General features: G+C 34.7%; 18 protein-coding genes and 1 pseudogene. 13 read left to right on the top strand and 6 right to left on the bottom strand.

The annotated features are described in order from the left end of the window. Positions 1–66: 66 nt before the first annotated feature. Positions 67–1,701 carry a recombinase family protein gene (locus LNN34_RS05540; protein WP_229042936.1) on the bottom strand — a complete coding sequence of 545 codons (1,635 nt, stop codon included), beginning with the start codon at positions 1,699–1,701 and terminating at the stop codon, positions 67–69. A gap of 808 nt (positions 1,702–2,509) precedes the next feature. Between LNN34_RS05540 and LNN34_RS05545 the strand changes: the two genes are divergently transcribed. After that, entirely contained in the window at positions 2,510–2,707 is a 198-nt protein-coding gene (locus LNN34_RS05545) for a hypothetical protein (protein ID WP_229042937.1), read from the top strand. Positions 2,708–2,924: 217 nt separating this feature from the next. Then, on the top strand, positions 2,925–3,248 hold the full coding sequence (locus LNN34_RS05550) for a hypothetical protein (protein ID WP_229042938.1): 324 nt from the start codon (positions 2,925–2,927) through the stop codon (positions 3,246–3,248). A 68-nt stretch (positions 3,249–3,316) separates the two neighbouring features. Here LNN34_RS05550 and LNN34_RS05555 read toward each other — a convergent pair whose 3' ends face one another. Continuing rightward, positions 3,317–3,829 carry a hypothetical protein gene (locus LNN34_RS05555; protein ID WP_133487283.1) on the bottom strand — a complete coding sequence of 171 codons (513 nt, stop codon included), beginning with the start codon at positions 3,827–3,829 and terminating at the stop codon, positions 3,317–3,319. 94 nt (positions 3,830–3,923) lie between these two features. Here LNN34_RS05555 and LNN34_RS05560 point away from each other — a divergent pair, with 94 nt between their 5' ends. Together LNN34_RS05560 and LNN34_RS05565 are read left to right on the top strand one after the other, a co-directional pair. Next, entirely contained in the window at positions 3,924–4,166 is a 243-nt protein-coding gene (locus LNN34_RS05560) for a hypothetical protein (RefSeq protein WP_071579420.1), read from the top strand. 466 nt (positions 4,167–4,632) lie between these two features. Further along, positions 4,633–5,166 (top strand): GNAT family N-acetyltransferase, encoded by a 534-nt coding sequence (locus LNN34_RS05565; RefSeq protein ID WP_229042939.1) that lies wholly within the window; start codon positions 4,633–4,635, stop codon positions 5,164–5,166. A gap of 123 nt (positions 5,167–5,289) precedes the next feature. Here LNN34_RS05565 and yokF read toward each other — a convergent pair whose 3' ends face one another. Then, positions 5,290–6,180 (bottom strand): endonuclease YokF, encoded by an 891-nt coding sequence (yokF, locus tag LNN34_RS05570; protein ID WP_229042940.1) that lies wholly within the window; start codon positions 6,178–6,180, stop codon positions 5,290–5,292. A gap of 180 nt (positions 6,181–6,360) precedes the next feature. On the opposite strand from yokF, the gene LNN34_RS05575 reads away from it, so the two are divergent. Together LNN34_RS05575 and LNN34_RS05580 are read left to right on the top strand one after the other, a co-directional pair. Then, the gene (locus tag LNN34_RS05575) at positions 6,361–6,612 is read left to right on the top strand and encodes a PH domain-containing protein (RefSeq protein ID WP_229042941.1); all 252 of its coding nucleotides are present in this window, start codon (positions 6,361–6,363) and stop codon (positions 6,610–6,612) included. Positions 6,613–6,699: 87 nt separating this feature from the next. After that, positions 6,700–7,251 carry an SMI1/KNR4 family protein gene (locus LNN34_RS05580; protein WP_229042942.1) on the top strand — a complete coding sequence of 184 codons (552 nt, stop codon included), beginning with the start codon at positions 6,700–6,702 and terminating at the stop codon, positions 7,249–7,251. A 14-nt stretch (positions 7,252–7,265) separates the two neighbouring features. Here LNN34_RS05580 and LNN34_RS05585 read toward each other — a convergent pair whose 3' ends face one another. Next, positions 7,266–8,258, bottom strand: a complete 993-nt coding sequence (locus LNN34_RS05585) for a hypothetical protein (RefSeq protein ID WP_229042943.1) — start codon at positions 8,256–8,258, stop codon at positions 7,266–7,268. Positions 8,259–8,510: 252 nt separating this feature from the next. Between LNN34_RS05585 and LNN34_RS05590 the strand changes: the two genes are divergently transcribed. The 3 genes from LNN34_RS05590 to LNN34_RS05600 are packed head-to-tail and all read left to right on the top strand — an operon-like array spanning position 8,511 to position 11,387. After that, entirely contained in the window at positions 8,511–10,280 is a 1,770-nt protein-coding gene (locus LNN34_RS05590; protein WP_229042944.1) for a T7SS effector LXG polymorphic toxin, read from the top strand. 14 nt (positions 10,281–10,294) lie between these two features. Further along, positions 10,295–10,753: an SMI1/KNR4 family protein gene (locus LNN34_RS05595; RefSeq protein WP_229042945.1), complete on the top strand. Its 459-nt coding sequence runs from the start codon at positions 10,295–10,297 to the stop codon at positions 10,751–10,753. Positions 10,754–10,808: 55 nt separating this feature from the next. Next, positions 10,809–11,387 carry an SMI1/KNR4 family protein gene (locus tag LNN34_RS05600; protein WP_229042946.1) on the top strand — a complete coding sequence of 193 codons (579 nt, stop codon included), beginning with the start codon at positions 10,809–10,811 and terminating at the stop codon, positions 11,385–11,387. 642 nt (positions 11,388–12,029) lie between these two features. Here the strand turns inward: LNN34_RS05600 and bsrG are convergent. Further along, positions 12,030–12,146, bottom strand: a complete 117-nt coding sequence (gene bsrG, locus LNN34_RS05605) for a type I toxin-antitoxin system toxin BsrG (RefSeq protein WP_009967548.1) — start codon at positions 12,144–12,146, stop codon at positions 12,030–12,032. Between the two features lie 231 nt (positions 12,147–12,377). On the opposite strand from bsrG, the gene LNN34_RS05610 reads away from it, so the two are divergent. Then, positions 12,378–12,845, top strand: coding sequence for a DUF4879 domain-containing protein (locus LNN34_RS05610; RefSeq protein ID WP_003241736.1), 468 nt, complete (start codon positions 12,378–12,380; stop codon positions 12,843–12,845). Positions 12,846–12,850: 5 nt separating this feature from the next. Then, complete coding sequence (locus tag LNN34_RS05615; RefSeq protein ID WP_229042947.1) at positions 12,851–13,219, top strand: hypothetical protein; 369 nt, start codon at positions 12,851–12,853, stop codon at positions 13,217–13,219. Between the two features lie 34 nt (positions 13,220–13,253). On the opposite strand, the gene LNN34_RS05620 is transcribed toward LNN34_RS05615, so the two are convergent. Next, positions 13,254–13,589: a hypothetical protein gene (locus tag LNN34_RS05620; protein ID WP_229042948.1), complete on the bottom strand. Its 336-nt coding sequence runs from the start codon at positions 13,587–13,589 to the stop codon at positions 13,254–13,256. A gap of 173 nt (positions 13,590–13,762) precedes the next feature. On the opposite strand from LNN34_RS05620, the gene LNN34_RS05625 reads away from it, so the two are divergent. Further along, positions 13,763–14,095 (top strand): YolD-like family protein, encoded by a 333-nt coding sequence (locus LNN34_RS05625; protein WP_229042949.1) that lies wholly within the window; start codon positions 13,763–13,765, stop codon positions 14,093–14,095. After that, positions 14,088–14,679 (top strand): annotated as a pseudogene (locus tag LNN34_RS05630) (UV damage repair protein UvrX); the annotation flags it as partial. The gene LNN34_RS05625 and the pseudogene LNN34_RS05630, both read left to right, overlap by 8 nt.

Genomic DNA, 14,679 nt, shown 5'->3' on the forward strand with positions numbered 1-14,679 from the left:
TTTCTTTTTTGTATATTTGTAGTCAGTATCATTAAATACAGCTTTATCTGTTTATCAAGATAATGACTACGATTCGTAGCTGCTGACTGTTTCCCCGATTAGGAAGTTATATCTTAGAATTGGTGTAATTTCAAATTGTGCAGGTATTGGGCCTTTTCTTTTTGCTGTCATTTTAACTATAACTTTCTGCAGCATAATTCTGAGCAGTTTGTTCTTTTCTTCTCTGTTTTCAGATGACTCATATAGTTCAATTGCATTTTTTATGTTCTCTTTAAGTTGGTTGATATCAAGACCACCTTTAAAATCAACAAGGCCATTTATCTCGTCTTTTGCTTTTTTTAGCTCTTGCAGCTCTTTGTCTAAGACTGATTTCCGCTGCAGGAATATTTCATCAGAGTAAATGCCACTTTCATATTTATCGAATATGAAATTCAATTTGTTTTTTAACTCTTTTTCTCGCTGCTCAAACTGTTCATTCATTTGCTTTTTTGATCTGATATTGTTTTTGTTTTCATGAGACTGAATCACACTACCAAGATGTTTCGTAAGGTCATTGTCATTTAGCGCCTGTAGATACTTTAAATAGTCTAGAATGGCTTCTTCAACATCATTGTATCGGACATTCATACACTTGTTATTGAGGCATCTGAGCACTTTAACGTGATATAAGCTTTCTGTACCGTTTTTATTTTGTCTCTTTCTTTTGGCTTCGTATTTTGACAATGGGCCACCGCAATCTGCACAAATACATACTCCAGCCAATTCATTTAATTTATAATCGCTTCTATTTGGCAGCAAAGGTATTTTGTTTTCAATTTTTTTATTCGCCTCCTCGAATTGATCTTTATCAATAATGGGAGTGTGTGCGTCAGGTACAATTATTTGTTCATTCTCAGGTCTAATTGTTCTCTTACCGTCTTTTTCTTTCTCTCTGACTTTATACTTAACAGTTCCTATATAAACTTCATTTTCAAGAATGGCTTTCACAGTGAATCGATTCCACTTTTTCTTTCCGGCAGGGGAGGGGATTTGCAGATTGGTCAAATGAGTGGCAATTGCATTGTAACTGTAATCCTTCCCGTTGAGGCCATTCAAGAATAAATCAAATATTAGTTCAACAACTTTTGCTTCATCCTCAATTGGATCTAGCTTAGAGGTCTTTTTGTTTAACTGGTAACCATAAGGCGCCAGTCCAGATATCCATTTTCCTTGTGCGGCATAAGTGTATTTAGCGCCTGTCATACGCTCCCTGGTCATTTCAAATTCTTCTCTAGCCATAAATAATTCAAACCGAATCTGACGCATGTCTACAGGATTTCTAGGGTCATAAACCTTATATGGTGTAATTATGATCAATCGTTTGCTTTGAAGAAGGTTAACAATCTGTCCTGCATCGCTATAACTCCCACGACTAAGTCTTGTTATTTCTTTAACAGCAATTGCCTGATATTTACCTTCCTCAAGATCTTTAAGACATTCTTTGAAAACAGGGCGACCCTCAATGCTTTCTCCTGATCCAATCTCCATTTTTAATTCATAAGGGATCTCAATGGCCGTAAGTATTTTATTCATGAGTTCTTTTTGTTCTGTGAGTGTGTCTTCACCTGTTCTTTTTTCTCGTTCCATGTCCTGACGAGAACGTCTAAGATAACCTAAAATATTTGTGATGTTGTAAGAATTGACAATGTTTTTTAACTCCAAAAATTTAGCACCTCTTTATTGTATTTAATGTCAAAACAGAAGTATCTGTAAAAACATTCTATCTAACATTGAATACGAAAACAACAAAATAATTTGAAAGATTTGTATTCTTTGAATATAGATCTATCTAGTTTTAGATTTCGATATATGTGTTATGAATTCATAAATTAAAATAGACCTCGTCTTTAATAGACGGGGTTTTTGTCCATTCACCGAAGTTCCTACGCATCTATTTAATGAGTGAGTTCATCGTGTGAGTGTGTCCATTTTTGAGATTACCCTTGCAGTTATTAATGATGGCTGTAAAAGTTTTTATCAGGACGTCGCAAAAACGAATACACCGATGGGGTTTTACTAATGAAGGGTGAAAAAAATTAGCGGAAAGGTTGTGCCATTTCGTATTTAACCTCGCAGTTAATAGTGACAGAAGAAATTCGCGCAACATTTATTCGACATGCATATTATCGGTTGTGAAGAATTTTATTTCTGAAGTCGCAAAATGACCATTACTGTACCCGTTTTATAAGTGTAGGTAGAAGTTCAAATGAATAGTTGTCCGTCTTGGAAAGTCTATACGCAACTTATAATGACGGAATATTTTTTCGCTGAATTGTGCTGTTAGCAAAAGTCGCGAGTATCTATTGAAGGATATATGAGAGGGATGAATCATTGACTATGAGTAACTCTAGGATAAAACAAGGTTCTTCCACAGCCTTGTTAAATATCTCAACTAACTATCTATAATGCTTGTGTATGCCTTGATTAAACATCAATAAAAGTCTAATGAAAATTATAGGGGGGAAGAATAATGGATCAAACACAAATCGCAATTTTATCACTAATCATCACTACTATCAGTATGATCGTAGCTCTATTAATTGCTCTATTCCCAAAACTATTTCCAGCAATCGGAACATTCCTGCTTAGTCTGAACCGTTACGTATGGGTAATAATTCTTCTGCTACTTATTATTGCTGGGCAACAAATTTTTATTTATGTAAATTAGAATTTAAGTTTAATATACATATTTAAGAGGAGGTGATCTAAATAAAATTCACATTTTATTTAAACCTAAATGCTGCTTGAATACATGCAAAATATAAAGTATCCTGTATATGTATCATAGTTGGTATATCAGCCACTATAGACCAGAGAGCTCCCTCACATTGCTCTCTGGTTTTCTTTTATGAAACAGAAAAAGATTATGTGAATTAGGTGATTTTATGGAGATTAGACTACTGACAAAACAAGATGAAGACAATTTTCCAGAATTCGAATCTCATCAAGAAGCAAGTCAATACTTAAAAGAATTGTATGGTGATTACTTTATTAACCAGATAATAGGGTCTGAGTATATTACAGTAGATGGAGTTAAGGTTTATCCATATATGTTGATTCTTGATAAAGATGCTTTTTCAAGAATGGAAGATTGGATTGAAGAAAACAATACGTTTGTATTCCCAACGTTATCTAGACCAGAGACAAGAGAATTTTCAGGATCATTCCAAAGGGTACTAATTCATGAAGATGGAAAAAAATCCAAGTAATCGGAGCAGTCTAAAGCTAAAATAATAAAAGCAGACATAAGAGTCTGCTTTTTAATCACTCCTAATGTTTATCTAGGAGTTCTGAAAACTTTATAATCATAGCCTATTTGTTTGCTATATTTACTGTCTTTGTAGACGTACATATCAACGATTGTGTATCTATACTTTTTGTCGTAGGCTAAGTATTGGGTTGTTGAGTAATAACGAGTTGGTTTTTTATGATAGAATGTTCCAAACACAGCTTGAGCGAATATACCAGCCCAGGAGTATTTAAGACCAGGTAACCCTGCAGCAATTCTTGCTCCTAATTCAGCTGCAGTGTCTATGTTCTTAGAGTTCCCTCTAAAATGATCTACAACCTTCCATTTTGTTGATGGTGGCACAGCTTGAATTGAAATTTCTCCATTCTCTTGAATGACTGGAACTGATGATGTTTTAATTAATTCTTGAAGTGGTGTTGAATTGACCTGAGTGATATAACTTGGTGTAGGTTCTGAGATGGATTCTGCATGGCTAGTTAGTGGAGCCACTGTTGAGAATAGGAGTCCGAGAGATAGGGTAGATAGAACTGTTTTTTTCACTTCACAATCATCCTTTCAAGTTTTTTAATGCTTATGACTATCTGAATGCTGTATAATTATAACATATAATATACATATTTTGGAGGTTGAAATTATGAACTTTGATGACAAAAAGAGTATATTAAAGACTGTAGGGAACATATTTATGGTTCTTGTTCTTATCTCTTTATTTGTTTATGCATTCTCCAATGAATCTATTGGATGGTATGTTAAGATCACTTCTATTGTGATGTTAACTATCTCTTATATTTGCTACGCATTAATTTCTTTGCAGGAAAAATGGTTCATTTTAACTTTGATTATCTCTTGGCTTGTGATTATTTTTTGGGTATTCTAAATCAATAAGGCTGCCGTTCATACTTCCGCAATAAAAAGGAAGGTAAACAGCAGCCATCTTTTATTATTGCGGGAAACTTGTGTTCTAACAGCAGGAGAGGCGGAGTATCAGGCCACAAATTATACACCCCGATTATTGTATATGTACTAGCTAGTGTCACTATAACGCCAGAGAGCTCCCTCCCATAGCTCTCTGGTTCTTTTAATTTATAGGCTGTTTTTGCATAAAGACCATCGTGAAGATGAAAATTTTAAAGATGAACTCAAATAATCTAAGGGAATAAAATAGTGAAGTTGATCCCAAATACGCAAATTTCATATAATAAGTACATACTAATCTGTTTATTAAACTTACGTGTAGAGCTGGGTAAGTAAATGTTATTAATGGTTTCGGTCATTAAGGGAGTGAAATTTATAGGATGAAGAAAAATCTTATGATAATTAATTAAAAGAACAGGAGGTTATGAATGGAATTCTTAATTAGACAAGAACTCACACATGAATATAATACGACTGAAGAAATTGTTAAAAGAGCTTTTTTAAATGAAGAATATAGTGACAAGAAAGAGCATTTACTTGTAAATAGGATTAGAAAATCAGATGCATTCATTCCTGAACTTTCATTGGTCGCATTAAATCAAGATAAAGATATCGTAGGTCATGTCCTTTTATCTAAAATAAAAATCATAGATGGCGATAACAATGTCGATTCTTTAGCACTTGCTCCAGTTTCTGTTGCGCCTGATTATCAGAAAAAAGGAATTGGGAGTAAATTAATTCGTACTGCGTTAAAAAACGCAATAGAGCTTGGTTATCGTTCAGTAATTGTTTTAGGACATAAAGATTATTATCCAAGGTTTGGTTTTAAGCCAGCTAGCTTATGGAATATAAAAGCCCCATTTGAGGTGCCTGATGAAGTGTTTATGGCTCTAGAATTAGCAGATAATTCTCTTGAAGATGTGCAAGGTATCGTTAATTATTCAAAAGCTTTTTTTGAGTAAAAATTAGATGATTGATTAGATATTGTTAAAAAGAGGTTGTCCCGAAATTTTTTTAATCTGTGGATAGCCTCTTTTGTGTAAAGAGCCCTAAAAATAAAAAAGAAAGCCACAAAGGGCTTTCAATTAGCGTTCACAAGCATAGTTGTCATGATCCCTGTCCATTTTAGATTGGTAAGCAGGGTGGGAGCTAGGCACTCCATTCGGATATTTCTTTCTTAACTCAGTACAATTTTTAAATGTTTCTGGTTCTCCAGTTGTCTCTGAAGAAGCTTCTTTTTCAGTTGTAGTCGAAGTTTCACTTGATGCCTTTGGAGTAGTAGGCTGTTTAGCTGCCGGTTTAGATGTTGTTGCTTTTTTAACTGCAGTGGTTTTCTCTTTCACACAGCCATTAAATCCTCGGTCGGTCACATATCCATTCTTGCTCCAGATTGAAAGCTTCTCTGATTTTGCTTCCTGCTCGTCTTTCTTAAATTGGTCTATGTATTTGGTGTTTGGCTCATATACATATGCTACTCTGGCCAATCCTTCTTTTAGCAATGTTTCCTGAACAGATTTGCCGTCAACATAAACGTAAGCTAATAGTCTTCCGTATTTATCTCTGCGATCGCCTTTGTCAAATTCAAGCTGCAGTTTACCACTGTTGACCAATTCTTTGTTCCGTTTAGATGCATCTTCACCGTACGGTTGAACACAAGAATCTGGTTTCTTCGTCTCAGGTGTATCAATGAGCAAGTAGCGCACTGTGTCTATATTTCCGTTATAGCTAACTTTAATTGTGTCACCATCAACAGCTCTATCTAGAGTAACATCGACCAATTTCTTTTTGTCTTTTTCCTTAGATTTATCAGTAGTTTTTTCTTTAGTAGATTCCTTTTGTTCTGTTTTCTTTTCTACATCCCTAGACGCTTGCGGTGTTTCTTTTTCTGTGCCTACTTTTTCAGAATCATTTGAGCTGCAGGCTGCCAATGATAAGCTCAAAGTGAATGCTGCAAAACCTAATAATACTTTCTTCAACTTCATTTCCCCTTTTAGAATGTTTGTTCTCTATTTATATCGGTAAACCATCAATAATTATAATCCTATATCCAATTATTGTGAATTTAATTTTTCCTTAATATCATCGCATTTCTCTTTAAAACTTCCAGGTGCATGTTAAAATTTCACTGAATTCATAGTCAAAAGGGGAATGTTTTTATGCTTGGAATCAAAGTTGAAAAATCAAATGAAAACTTAATTATCAATTGGCAGCTATCCAAAATTGAAATTCCAATCAAAGAAATCAATGATGTATTTCTTGATCCAAACTATGGGGGAGAGGAAAAAAGTGCAGTAAGGATTGGGTTTCCTTATGGCTCTACGGATAGGGTAGTGATTAAAACAGCAAATAACACTTACATTTTATTCACCACTAATGCTGCTTCTATTATGAGTAAAATTGTTTCCTAATAACCAATTAATATCCTATTAGTTATGCTTTCCTTATAGTTGCATGACATGGTAAAATCTAGATAATTGTTGGTAGGGGGATGGGATATGGAAGAAGGCAAACTTATTCATTTGACACTTGCTGGTATTAAAGAAGCTGTTTCTAAGTATGGCACTTTTCCAATGATTCAACCAGGTGGTTTCGTATTAGAAGATGCCACATTTGAATTTAATGAACCTGCAACAGAAGACGAAATTAGAAAATTAGAATCACATTTCAATGTAAGTTTACCGAAGGATTATAAGGAGTTCTTAGCTCTACATAATGGAATGAAATTTTTTGATGGGGTTGAAATACTTAGTATTGAAGATGTTTTAGAATTCAATGAAACAGAAGATCTCCCAGAAAATTGTTTTTTAATTGGGTATCATTTTGATGGACGCTATGTAATTGATAATAAGCGGTATGAAAAGAGTCTTGACTTTATGTTTTATTTGGATGCGATTGATCACTTCGATGAAGCTATTGAGGTAGCTCCAAATTTTGAAATTTGGTTAGACCAGTTGGTAAGCTCTAATGGATTTAAATATTGGGAAATAAACAAAAATGTTAAGTTGTATTATGAAAATATGGATTTAGAAGAGACTCCCTATGATTAGGAGTCTCTTTTATATTAATACGCTCTCCACCAAGGATTAACTTCACTTCTATGAAACGCGCTGTCTAATGGAATTAAATTACCAGTGGAGTTACCGCCACCGTATTCTCTAGGTAATTGATGGTGGATTTCGAACTTTGCCCAAGTCTTTTTTCCATATTTTTTCTCATACCATGCTCGGTATGCTTTTCTTTCTTTATTTCCCCAGTCAACTTTTTTCTTAACTTTCTTAAAGTATACGTTCGCAGGTGCAAGCAAGTCTAAGCCTGATTGTTTATCTGTATAAACAGGAAAGAAAGTACCTTTTTTATTGGTTAAGTACAAACCTTCAGTCCATGTTAGAGTTCGAAGTGTAGGAGGTTTTCCTGCCCATGTTGCAATGGCGCTACCTGAATATTTCCAAAAAGAAGTATAGTTAACGTTAAGAAGCTGATGCACTTCTGCCCCTTTCTTAATCTGTCCTCCAACAAAGGTTTTTCTAATAACATGTGGACACGTAAATTGCTTGTTATAGTAGCCACTTTTACATAGAGCTTGTTGAACTTCAAGTGTTGCAGGGCGAACCCCAACGACTTTTGAAATCTCTACTCCATGAATAACTTTGTTCACTTTCCCACCTAAAAAAGTATGGCTTAAGTAAACAACACTTTTAGAACTTTTCTGTATTCCTATACGCTGACTATCAGAAGTGACTTGTCCAGTTGAAATTTTGCCATCTTTTTTACCATATGCAATATAAGTTTGGTATGAGTTTTCAACTTCAAGTCCTTCTTTTTTTGCTATTTGAGTTAGCTTATTAGAAGCGTCTGAAATGGGTTGTTTTGATCCTTCAGTTTTTTGCTTTATTCCATTAACTGAAGAAATACGTTGGGTAATGTCGATTCCTTGGATGCTTGTTTTGTTAGATGATTCACTTGCAGCTACTTTCCTTTCATGTGTGAAGAGTCCAGAAAGAAGTAAAACAACAGTTAGAGCGGTTAATCCAAAGCATTTTAACAACTTTTTCATAAACAATCATCTCCTTTTTCTGTCTTACATAACAAATGAATAATTAATAAGTGTTAAATTGTTGAAAATAATTACATATTATCCCACCTCCAGACAGGATCATATCAAATGACCTAAAAAATTACAATTGATTTTTAGAGAGTTAAGAAACATTTAAAGTTGTAAATTCCTAGGTTAATTGGTTGTGTGCTAGGCGCTAACATGGTGATTTGTGGTAAAATTTATATGGAGTAAGCATGAAAGGAGAATGATATGAAGGTTTTTGAAGCTGATTCACTACTCTCTGAAGCGGATAAAAGAACCAAAGAGTATAAGGAACTAAGGTCGCAAATGGTGAAGCTCAAAAAAGCGTTTAAAGCTGTAGCTGATCTAGATGACAGTGAGTTTTCAGGCAAGGGGGCAGACAACATTAGAGCATTCTATCACGATCATGTCGGTGTCACTGATCAATGGATCGACCTTATCGATATGAAGATTGCTTTCTTAAGTAGCGTTTCTGCTAAACTTGAGGATGCGAAGATGTCAGATGCTTACATAGAAGAATCTTTTCTAGAACATGAACTTGTCAATGCATACACAAAATCAAAATCCATTATGTCTGAACAAAAGAAAGCAATGAAAGACATTTTAAACGACATCAATGATATTCTTCCACTTGAAACATTCTCAACAGAAGACTTCAAAGACAAACTTTCTTCTGCAGATGACAAACGTGAAAAAACAATTGATAAGCTAAACAAGCTTGATGAGAATTTGAAAACAGAATATGCTGAAACAGAGCCTAACGAACAATTCATTCAGCAAGATTTTAAAAAGCTGCAGGAATCTACAGGCAAAGGGAAGAACGCCACTCCGATTCACTATAACGCTAAAGCGTACAGAGAAAGTGACATACATAAGAAAAAAGGCGATATTGAAAAACGTACTGAAGCTTATTTGACCATTAAGAAGAAGGAAGAAAAAGAACGAGAGATTGAAAAACTGAAAGAAAAACTCAAGAATTACGATTTTGCAGATGCTGATGAATTCTATTCAATGGCCAAAACCATTGGTTATGAAAATCTGACAGCAGATCAACAAAGATATTTCACACAGATTGAAAACACACGTGAGCTAATGGCTGGAGCCAAAGGTACTGTTACTGCCCTTTATGATATGACAGCTGAAACATTAGACTATATGGCACACAATCATCCTGTCGACATGCTTATTAATTCTGCAGTCGCAGTTTATCACTATGATTCCACATTTAATTCAATTAAAGATGCAATAATAACCTCCTATGTTAGAGATGTAAAGAACGGAGACGCAGAATCAACAGCTCACTGGATTACATGTGCAGCAGTAAACATCTTTGCTTTAAAAGGTGCTGGTTCAGTTGCTAAAATAGGAGTAAAAACAGCAGGAAAAGCTGCAGTCAAAAAAGTGTCTAAAAAACTTGATGAAACTCCTGATCCATTAACAGTAATTAAACCGTTTGCCATGCGAGAAGATGTTGTGGTAGCAGGTGGTGTGCCGTATAATGTCATCAACGATGTGAGTGCTAAAGACAGGCTGATCCAGCTTGCTAAAAAATTAGATGAAACAAGAAAGCCGTTTACAGGCCGGAAAGTAAATGTCCCTTGGTTAAATAAAGAAAAATATGAAGCATACGAAATAGGTGGAAAAGTCAAAGTTAAAGGACAACCTAGAGATGTAAGCCGTAGAGTATATACAATGAAAGATATTGATCTTAATCAAAAAAATCGTAAAGGTCTTACGAATCTTCAACTGATGAAGAATGGTAATGCTCCGTTTGCAAAAGATGGAACCCAAATTAATTTGCATCATTTGATTCAAGAAGAACCTGGAAATATGCTCGAGATACCTGAAAGCTGGCACAATAAGTACAGTGATGTTTTACATGGATTAAAAGAGAATGGACAGAGTTTTAGAAATGATCCAGTACTTGATAAACAATATAAAAGTTTCAGAAGAAGGTATTGGAGATGGAGAGCACAGCAATTTGAGAACCAAGAATAAGAGGTGTAATTTTAATGGATTATTCTAAAGTGAAAACTTTCTTTGATGAAAATAAAGAAAATTCAATTCTCACCGGGGGAGTCACTGAAGCACAGATTAGAGAAATAGAAGAGGATCTCAATGTAACCCTTCCAGACAGCTATAAATGGTTTTTAACTGAGTATGGTTCAGGGGGAGCATATGGAACTATGATACTCGGATATGACTCTCAAGGTGCTGAAGTTGTCGAACAGACCAATGAGTATAAAAAATATTATAGCCTTTCCGAAGGTCTAGTAGTGATTGAATATGTAGATGAATTTTCTTATTGTCTTGACACAAACAAGATGAAAGATGGAGAATGCCCTGTCATTCTTTGGGATAACCAAGAGGGATATGGTAAACAAGTTGGTAGCACATTCTTAGAGTTTTTAATAGAAGAGCTTGAAGAATCGAAAGATGACTGGATTGACGATGAGGACTGGGACGATTGAAACTAAAAAGAAGGTCTATAACTTGTTTTTCCATAGCATGTGAAGGAGTATTAAAATGAGCTTCACTAAGATCGTACAAAAGTTGAAAGAGTTTACGGTAGATGCTGAAACAGATCCTAGCATTAATACAAACGAACAACTCAAAGAGCTTGAAATAGATATAGGCAATCAATTACCTTCAGATTATAAGGACTTTTTGAAGAAATATGGAGGATGTTATCTAGAAAGTAAAAAAACAACAGATGAGATTGAGTATGACGTTTGCTATAAACCTATAGAGAAAGACCCTTGGATGGGTAAGCACAATGATACACAATTGTTAGAGGGTTTTTATGGTTTAGCGAACGATTATAACAGTCTTCAGATAGCAATCGATACATATTCTGATCGCTTTCCTAGAAATATTATTCCTATCGCAAGCTCCGCAGGCGGGAATGAAATATGCATGGATATCGATAATGAAAAGATATTGTTTTGGGATCATGAATTAAGTCATCCAGATAAAGACTTTTTCCTGATTGCCAATTCGTTTGAGGAGTTTATCTTAAGTTTAGTTGATGAACCAATTGAAGCTGATGAAGAAGATGATGGAATTCTGTATATTGAATTAGATGATGATTTACTAAAAAGTTAAGCAAAAGTATTGCAATTGACAGTTTTTAAAGACTGGTACCTATTGAATCTGAGCTCATATATTATACATTAAGGGATCAAGGTCATTGATGGCATGATACTGAAAAGGAGTGAGGTTCATGGGAGGATTTTTTTTCTTTGGTGGTTTGATTTTAACCTTATTGCTAGGTTTTGGCTTATTATCTCTTGGTGCTTATATGCTTTGGAAACTCATAAAGATGCGCTAGGTTTGATAGAGGCTTTTTTGATTTAAAATAGTTGGTTCCTTAACTCACTTTTTGAAAATTGTTATGCCTGAGTAGCTGTACTGTAGGCTTAGTTGTAGATAAGGCTGCTAATGCGATTAACACAATACGAATTGTTGCTTGGCGAACCTCAATCCTCAATCTAAATAAAATAATGGTTTTATCCACCAAGCAATAGTATTGCAAATACCATTTTTATATGGTTATAATTAGGGTAATGATACAATTATATAATTATTTGATGCATTTGTTTAATTAGAGTGCATAAAATAAAAAAGGCCAAGGTGCTACCAACACCCCGGCTATGTACAAAAAGCTGCCCATCAAAGGGCTTGCTCTGATGCAGAAATAAACTTAGATAGACCTAACCCTTTAAGGTTCTCAAGCTCAAGGGAGGTCTATTTTTTCTTTTGGCTTGACGTTACAATCATCATTATATTGAAGATCAACAAGACGGTATTTAATATCAGCCCGCCAAAATTGATCATTATCATTAATGATTCGTAAACAGTCATTTTCCCACCCCCTTTCATAGGGGATGAGCAAGACTCCCTTGAGTGAGCAAACTTAATGTACAGGAAATATTATACTATACATAAATGTCTTTGTCGTTATAAATTCACAATATATTGACAACGTGAAAAGAACTTGCATAAAGCAGGTTCTTTTTTTATTTCAAATATTAAACAATTTCCTTCAATTGACGATATTTAACATGTAAACTTGTACCAAGGAGGATTTAGGAAATGAAGAAGAGAATTACGTATGTGCTGCTTGCTCTTCTAGCAGTAGTAGCTTTTGCTTTCACTGATTCATCAAAAGCCAAAGCAGCAGAAGCAACACCACTTTATTATCTGCAAATTACAGGGATAACATCAGATGGAAACGACTTTGCTTGGGATTACATTAACTTTAACCAAACCAAAGCTCCAAGTGTTTTAAAAGGTGATAAACTTCACGTTAGGGCTCGTTTTATGGGGTATACAAAGTTAACAGTTATCACGGGTAAAGATGGGAAAAATCTGTTATATGATGGTACAGCTAGGATGTACAAATCCGATGCCATTCTTGGTCAGAATAAGGTGGTTATAGGCTGGGATAAATATTTTGAGATTCCAATGGACGCACTTCAAGATAACTCTATACAGATAAAAGCATTAAGCTCAGGCACCACTTTTGTTTACAGCCAAAAAATTGATTTTGAAAGAGAGTGAACCAGGTGATTAGCACTTCTAATTATGATGTAACTAAAGATCCAAAGTTCTTAGCATTTTGCAGCTTGGCTACAGAAGGATATGGGGAATATGGGGGGAATAACTCAGCTCCTAGTAGATCCATTGGTTTTAGTGAATTCTGTGAAAAACTTGAGAAAAATGAAGTAGTTAAACCCGAGAACAAAAAAAGCTCACTTGACCTAAATAAGTCTTTAGACTATTGGAAATCAAGATTTAATCCAGGAGGCAATCTCTCAGCATTAGATTCACAGGTATTAGATATTATCAAAAAAGCTTACAACTTAGGCATGGTTAACAAAAATAATATGCTGTTGCGAAACGAAGCAATTAATGCTTATAAAAATTCAATTTAAATATGAAACAATACCCAGCTTAGTGCTGGGTATTTTATTTATTGAGGTTATTTTCTCGCAAATACTCTCGATGTTCTTTCTCCAATTTATTAATATCATCTTTTAATATATAGATCTTATATTTTTCCTTTGCTTCTCTAGACAGATTATCTTTTAAATACTCACGGAGCTTTGCTTCACTTTTGGTTTGATCCATGCCAATTGTAATTGCCGGATCTGTTTGACCAATTTGCACACTGAATAAACCAAATTCATCTCTAATATTATCAATTACTTCCAAAGGGGACTTTTTATTTTCTTCGATTAAAGTAATACCCGACATAATCAAAGCAGGAACTAAGACCAAAAATCCGATTAGCCTCTTCTTCATTAACCATTACACTCTCCTTCATGGAAAAGAATCCCTCCTTTATTAATACTACGCAAATCATCATTGACCTTTATATTTTATTACCAACATTTACATCGAACTTTTGTTCTGGTTTATCTTGAATAAAGAACGTTTGTTCTGTTAATATTAGATCAATAAAGGAGTGAGTCGATATGCTTAGGGATCGAGGAACAATCAAATGGACATCAATGATGCTTCCAGAACATTTAACACAACTTAAACAAGATTTGATTGATGTATCAAAAATTGAAAAACCATCCTTAGATGACCAACAGATTGAAGAGATGGATCTTCTCGTCTCTGAGGCACTTGAATTTAATAAAGAGTTGAAATTCAAACTCTTTAACAATGGATTCGTTGAAAATGTCAACGGCAGAGTCCATTACATTAATTTTGAACAACACAGGCTTCATGTAAAAGACCAGAATGACAATACAATTTATATCAACATGAATCACATCATAGGAGTTACATACAATGATTGATTACTCACAATTTCCACGTAAGAATATACTTTGTGTCGATATGAAATCCTTTTATGCTTCTGTATCGGCTGTAACAATGGGACTTAATCCTTTAACATGCTATCTTGCTGTTGTAGGAAATACGGAGAGACAGGGAAGTGTAGTGTTAGCTGCATCTCCTGCGCTTAAAAAAGATTTTGGAATCAAAACAGGGTCGAGACTATTTGAGATACCTGAAGATCCAAGAATACACATTGTAAATCCGCAAATGAAGCTTTTCATCAGAGTTTCGACTGAGATTACAAAACTGTTTTACAGATTTGTTCCTGAGAAATGTGTCCATACGTATTCAATTGATGAATCTTTTTTAGATGCAGGAAAAGAAAATCCTGAAGAAATGGCCAAAGCAATCCAAAGCAGCATGTGGAGAGAATTTGGTTTGATGTGTACAGTAGGCATTGGAGACAATATGTTGCTCAGTAAGCTTGCACTTGACCTAGAGAGTAAGAAAACAAAGAGTGGTATTGCACGTTGGAGATATGAAGATGTGCCAAATAAACTCTGGAAGGTTCACCCGTTGTCTAAAATGTGGGGAATAGGAGGGA

The organism is Bacillus sp. AF23, from assembly GCF_020861455.1.
GTDB lineage: Bacteria > Bacillota > Bacilli > Bacillales > Bacillaceae > Bacillus > Bacillus halotolerans.

Bases quoted from the DNA above. Each gene is read 5' to 3' on its own strand.
- LNN34_RS05550 (WP_229042938.1), top strand. From the start codon at position 2,925: ATGGAGATTAGACTACTGACAAAACAAGATGAAGACAATTTTCCAGAA.
- LNN34_RS05545 (WP_229042937.1), top strand. From the start codon at position 2,510: ATGGATCAAACACAAATCGCAATTTTATCACTAATCATCACTACTATC.
- LNN34_RS05580 (WP_229042942.1), top strand. From the start codon at position 6,700: ATGGAAGAAGGCAAACTTATTCATTTGACACTTGCTGGTATTAAAGAA.
- LNN34_RS05595 (WP_229042945.1), top strand. From the start codon at position 10,295: ATGGATTATTCTAAAGTGAAAACTTTCTTTGATGAAAATAAAGAAAAT.
- LNN34_RS05560 (WP_071579420.1), top strand. From the start codon at position 3,924: ATGAACTTTGATGACAAAAAGAGTATATTAAAGACTGTAGGGAACATA.
- LNN34_RS05590 (WP_229042944.1), top strand. From the start codon at position 8,511: ATGAAGGTTTTTGAAGCTGATTCACTACTCTCTGAAGCGGATAAAAGA.
- LNN34_RS05625 (WP_229042949.1), top strand. From the start codon at position 13,763: ATGCTTAGGGATCGAGGAACAATCAAATGGACATCAATGATGCTTCCA.
- LNN34_RS05575 (WP_229042941.1), top strand. From the start codon at position 6,361: ATGCTTGGAATCAAAGTTGAAAAATCAAATGAAAACTTAATTATCAAT.
- LNN34_RS05600 (WP_229042946.1), top strand. From the start codon at position 10,809: ATGAGCTTCACTAAGATCGTACAAAAGTTGAAAGAGTTTACGGTAGAT.
- LNN34_RS05565 (WP_229042939.1), top strand. From the start codon at position 4,633: ATGGAATTCTTAATTAGACAAGAACTCACACATGAATATAATACGACT.
- bsrG (WP_009967548.1), bottom strand. From the start codon at position 12,146: ATGACTGTTTACGAATCATTAATGATAATGATCAATTTTGGCGGGCTG.
- LNN34_RS05610 (WP_003241736.1), top strand. From the start codon at position 12,378: ATGAAGAAGAGAATTACGTATGTGCTGCTTGCTCTTCTAGCAGTAGTA.
- LNN34_RS05620 (WP_229042948.1), bottom strand. From the start codon at position 13,589: ATGAAGAAGAGGCTAATCGGATTTTTGGTCTTAGTTCCTGCTTTGATT.
- LNN34_RS05585 (WP_229042943.1), bottom strand. From the start codon at position 8,258: ATGAAAAAGTTGTTAAAATGCTTTGGATTAACCGCTCTAACTGTTGTT.